General features: G+C 40.6%; 4 protein-coding genes. All 4 read left to right on the top strand.

The window, feature by feature from the left end; all coding sequences use genetic code 11:
* The first annotated feature begins 307 nt into the window (after nt 1–307).
* The 4 genes from ADG03_RS02795 to ADG03_RS02780 all read left to right on the top strand — a co-directional run bounded on the left by ADG03_RS02795 (nt 308) and on the right by ADG03_RS02780 (nt 4759).
* Nucleotides 308–1657, top strand: a complete 1350-nt coding sequence (locus ADG03_RS02795; RefSeq protein ID WP_049472480.1) for a hemolysin family protein — start codon at nt 308–310, stop codon at nt 1655–1657.
* Between the two features lie 407 nt (nt 1658–2064).
* Nucleotides 2065–3042, top strand: coding sequence for an ABC transporter substrate-binding protein (locus ADG03_RS02790; RefSeq protein ID WP_024056316.1), 978 nt, complete (start codon nt 2065–2067; stop codon nt 3040–3042).
* Between the two features lie 10 nt (nt 3043–3052).
* Nucleotides 3053–3946 carry an ABC transporter permease gene (locus ADG03_RS02785; RefSeq protein WP_049472481.1) on the top strand — a complete coding sequence of 298 codons (894 nt, stop codon included), beginning with the start codon at nt 3053–3055 and terminating at the stop codon, nt 3944–3946.
* A gap of 9 nt (nt 3947–3955) precedes the next feature.
* Nucleotides 3956–4759, top strand: coding sequence for an ABC transporter ATP-binding protein (locus ADG03_RS02780; protein WP_003005034.1), 804 nt, complete (start codon nt 3956–3958; stop codon nt 4757–4759).
* Nucleotides 4760–4809 lie beyond the last annotated feature (50 nt).

Below are 4809 nucleotides of genomic sequence, written 5' to 3'. Positions count from 1 at the left end.
GAAGTTCCATGACTTAGTTTTGGACCTGAGGTTCCAAAACTCCCGAGTGCTAGAAACAATCGTGTTTCTAGCACTTTTCTCACGGCGGAAAGTTTCAGTGTAGGTTTGAATGAAACGATTATATATTTTGTTTTAAGTTTTCAGCGTTACTTAGGTTATTTTATGTGAAAAAACAATATGTTCACATTCTAAAATCAGGACTTGTTCCTGATTTTTTGATGGTAAAAAAAGAAAATTTTATAGAAGAATGCAGGCTCTCCTATTTTGTGGTATAATATACAATATTATATACTGGAGGAAATTATCCATGGAAGACCCTGGCAGTCAGGAAATTTTACTGGAAGTTATTTTATTGATTGTTTTGACATTATTGAACGCCTTTTTCTCGGCGGCTGAAATGTCAATGGTATCGTTGAATCGCTCTCGTGTAGAGCAAAAGGCTGAAGAAGGAGATAAAAAATATATTCGTCTTCTTAGCGTATTGGAACAACCGAACCATTTCTTATCCACTATTCAGGTGGGGATCACCTTGATTACCATCTTATCTGGGGCGAGTCTTGCAGAAAGTCTCGGTCATGTCATTGCTGGATGGATGGGCAATACCAAAACAGCTCTTGCAGCTGGAAGCTTTTTATCTCTAGCATTTTTGACTTATATTTCGATCGTATTTGGTGAACTCTATCCGAAACGAATCGCTATGAACCTAAAAGATGAGTTGGCTGTTCGAACAGCTCCGATTGTGATTCTATTAGGAAAAATTGTTAGCCCCTTTGTTTGGTTGCTTTCAGCATCGACCAACCTTTTGAGCCGTATCACGCCAATGGAATTCGATGATCCGGATGAAAAGATGACGCGGGATGAAATCGAGTATATGCTGACCAATAGTGAAGCTACACTGGATGCGGATGAGATTGAGATGCTCCAAGGGATCTTTTCATTAGATGAAATGGTAGCGCGTGAAGTCATGGTGCCACGGACAGATGCCTTCATGGTTGATATCAATGATGATACCAAAGAAATTATTGAAAGTATCCTTAAGCAAAACTTTTCACGGATTCCTGTCTATGATGATGACAAGGACAATGTCATCGGCCTCATCCATACCAAACGTCTCTTGAACGAAGGATTTATCAATGGCTTTGATAATATTGTCTTAAGAAAGATTTTGCAAGAACCTTTGTTTGTTCCAGAAACCATTTTTGTGGATGATCTTTTGAAGGAATTGCGCAATACGCAAAATCAAATGGCCATACTACTCGATGAATATGGTGGGATGTCTGGTTTGGTTACTCTTGAAGACCTCTTGGAAGAAATCGTCGGTGAAATTGACGATGAGACTGACAAAGCGGAAATTGATGTCTTTGAAATTGCGGACAATACCTATGTCGTACAAGGAGCTATGTCACTAAACGACTTTAATGAATACTTTGATGTTGAGTTGCAAAGTGATGATGTGGATACCATTGCAGGGTATTATCTGACAGAGGTTGGGCGAATTCCAACCTTGAAAGAGCGACTCAGCTGTGAAGTCGATAGTCAAAAGAAACACCTCATTTTGACAAATGACAAAGTAAAAAATGGTCGTGTGACCAAGGTGAAAGTTGAAATTTCTGAAATCGTCGAGGAAGATGAAGAAACAAAATCAAAAGAAGATTAGAATATAGAGGCCTGGACGTGTTCCAGCCTCTGTTTTTTCTTGTCAGGACCAGTTGAATTTTCAAAAAATTTCAAAAATTTCTGAAATAGTCTTGACATCAAAAAAAAATTACGGTAAGATAATACCCATAAATAAAGAAAGCAGAAAATAAACATGAAGCAACAAGCCATTTCCATTCAAAAATTTTACTTTAGCTACTTTAGATAGTGTTTGTAGACATGATCTCATGGATGCAAACAACCCAAGCAATTTGTTTGTATCTATGTGGCTAAGATTTTTGATGATGGTCCATAGAGCTAGTATCTAAATGGACCGAGGTTTTGTAACTTGTTGGAGAATTTCAAGCATCCGTTTAGAGTATCATCTAAGCGGATTTTTTGTTTATTTTGAAGAAAAGGAGTCAATAAATGAAAGTAGTGAAAAAATTGCTAGCACCTGTCCTGGTTGTAGGACTTCTGTTAACATCATTGGTGACCTTACACAATCTAAAGGATACTAAAAAAGACAATGTCTTTCGAATTGGGATTTCCCAGTACATCACCCATAAGTCGCTCGATGCGACACGAAAAGGCTTTATCGAGGAGTTGAAGAAAGAGGGTTATGTAGATGGGAAAAATATTCAGATCGATTTCCAAAATGCTCAAGGGGAGCAACGAAATCTGAAAAATATTTCTAAACAATTGGCAGAAGAAAGTGATCTAGTCTTTGCGATTGCAACCCCTTCCGCACAAAGTTTGGCTAATACCACTAAATCAACACCTATTGTTTTCTCAGCTGTCACAGATCCTTTGGCAGCTAAATTGGTGAAAAACCTGAAAGAACCAGGTGGCAATATCACAGGGACAAGTGACCAGTCAGAAGATGCGATCGCTACACAGGTAGACATGATTAAGCAAGTGCTTCCAACGGCGAAAACAGTTGGGATTCTCTATACGCAAAGTGAGCCTAACTCCGTCGTCCAAAAAGACAATGCGAAGAAGATCCTAGAAGCTAAAGGCTATCAAGTGGTTGAAAAAACAATTCTCGATAGTAACAATGTGAAAGCTGCAGCAGACAGCATCATGTCAGAGGCAGATATCGTCTTTGTTCCGACGGACAATATTATCTCTTCTACAATGGACACTGTCAAACAGGTTTCTATCAGCCATAAGGTGCCCGTTTTTGGTGGATCTGCTGAGATGGTGGCCACTGGTGGTTTGTACAACTTTGGTACCGATTATGAGGAATTGGGGAGACAAGCTGCTCGGATGGCTATTCGCATCATGAAGGGCGAGAAACCTGGAAAAGTCGCAGTTGAAACACCTGAAAAATTAGAATTGCATACCAATAAAGAGATGGCGAAAGAACTAGGAATTGATATTAGCTCGTTGAAGGTAGAAAAATAGGAGGTTTGAGATGAATTTCGTTTTATCAAGTTTATCAGAAGGTTTATTGTGGTCGATCATGGCGATCGGTGTTTACTTAACATTTCGAATTTTAGATATTGCCGATATGACGGCAGAAGGAGCCTTTCCACTTGGGGCAGCAGTTGTAGCCTCACAAATTCAAGCGGGAAGAAACCCTTGGATTGCAACCTTGTTGGGCTTTTTTGCAGGGATGATTGCAGGCTTGGTCTCTGGGATTCTCCATACAAAAATGAAAATTCCAGCCCTCTTGACAGGGATTGTCACTTTGACGGGTCTCTACTCTATCAATATCAAAATCATGGGGGGAGTTCCCAATCTCTCTATTGGCGATGCCAGTACCATTTTCAAGAGTGTCATGAAATTTGGACTTTCTAATGAAGAAGCTGTCTTTTTGATTAGTATTTCCTGCTTGATCATCGTCTGTATCTTGTTGACCCTCCTAATGAAGACGCAACTTGGCTTGGTTTTGCGCTCGACAGGTGATAACATCCCAATGAGTGAGGCTAATGGGGTCAATGTAGATAACATGAAGATGTTGGGCTACATGATTTCAAATGGATTGATTGCTCTGTGTGGCGCTATGTTTGCTCAAAATGATGGTTTCTCAGATGTGACTTCTGGGACAGGGACGATCGTGGTTGGCTTGAGTGCGGTGATTATCGCTGAGGTTTTGATTCACGAATTGACTATTGGTTGGCGCTTGCTTTCCATCGGAGTTGGAGCCATTGTTTACCGTTTGATTATCTTAAATATTTACGAGATCCCAAATCTCGATCAAAATATGGTTCGTCTCTTCAATGCGATCTTGCTCGCGATTGTCTTGTTCGCTCCTGAGGCGCAAAAACGTCTTCGTATTCGCGGATTGAAGCTAGGAAATAAGTAGGAGAAAAGTATGGCAACATTATTATCAATTGAAGGCATTCATAAGACATTTGAAGCAGGAACGGTTAATGAAAACCACGTCTTAAAAGGCTTGGATCTCCAAGTAGAAGAAGGGGACTTCATTTCGGTCATCGGTGGAAATGGAGCTGGAAAATCAACCTTGATGAACATCTTGGCAGGAAATCTAGTCGTGGATGAAGGGGATATCTTGCTAGAAGGTAACTCCATCAAAAATACGAGTGTTCGGAAGCGTGCGAAAGATATTGCGCGTGTCTTCCAAGATCCTAAAATGGGGACGGCTTCTCGTTTGACCATTGAAGAAAATATGGCCATTGCCCAACGTCGTGGAAAATCTCGTGGTTTGAGCTGGGGCGTTCGGGAGAAGGATCGCGAATTATTTCGTGAAGCCTTGAAGGAACTGAATATTGGTTTAGAGAACCGCCTCAAAGTCGATACTCAATATCTGTCTGGTGGGCAACGTCAAGCTTTGACTTTGGTCATGGCAGCGTTGGTTAAACCCAAACTCTTGCTTCTGGATGAACATACCGCAGCGCTTGATCCCAAGACCAGTGAAATGGTCATGGAATTGACACAAAAGATCGTGGAAAGCCATGATTTGACAACCTTGATGATTACGCATGATATGAACCATGCTATCGAATACGGCAACCGCTTGATCATGCTCTACCAAGGCAAGATCGTTGTCGACGTCAAAGGAGAAGAAAAGAAAAACCTAACGGTTGAAGATTTGATGCGCCTCTTCCAACAAAACAGTGGTGAAACTCTGGTTAGTGATGAATTGGTCTTAGGATAAAATAAAAGAGAGTGGGACAGAAATCGGTCATTCGTTAGAATTCGATTTCG

Source organism: Streptococcus parasanguinis, assembly GCF_001069785.1.
Lineage (GTDB): Bacteria > Bacillota > Bacilli > Lactobacillales > Streptococcaceae > Streptococcus > Streptococcus parasanguinis_T.
Note: the sequence above shows the minus strand (reverse complement) of the source record. Positions and strands in the feature narration are given on the sequence as shown.

Excerpts from the sequence above, each read along its gene's own strand:
- ADG03_RS02795 (WP_049472480.1), top strand. The coding sequence starts at position 308 with ATGGAAGACCCTGGCAGTCAGGAAATTTTACTGGAAGTTATTTTATTG.
- ADG03_RS02790 (WP_024056316.1), top strand. The coding sequence starts at position 2,065 with ATGAAAGTAGTGAAAAAATTGCTAGCACCTGTCCTGGTTGTAGGACTT.
- ADG03_RS02785 (WP_049472481.1), top strand. The coding sequence starts at position 3,053 with ATGAATTTCGTTTTATCAAGTTTATCAGAAGGTTTATTGTGGTCGATC.
- ADG03_RS02780 (WP_003005034.1), top strand. The coding sequence starts at position 3,956 with ATGGCAACATTATTATCAATTGAAGGCATTCATAAGACATTTGAAGCA.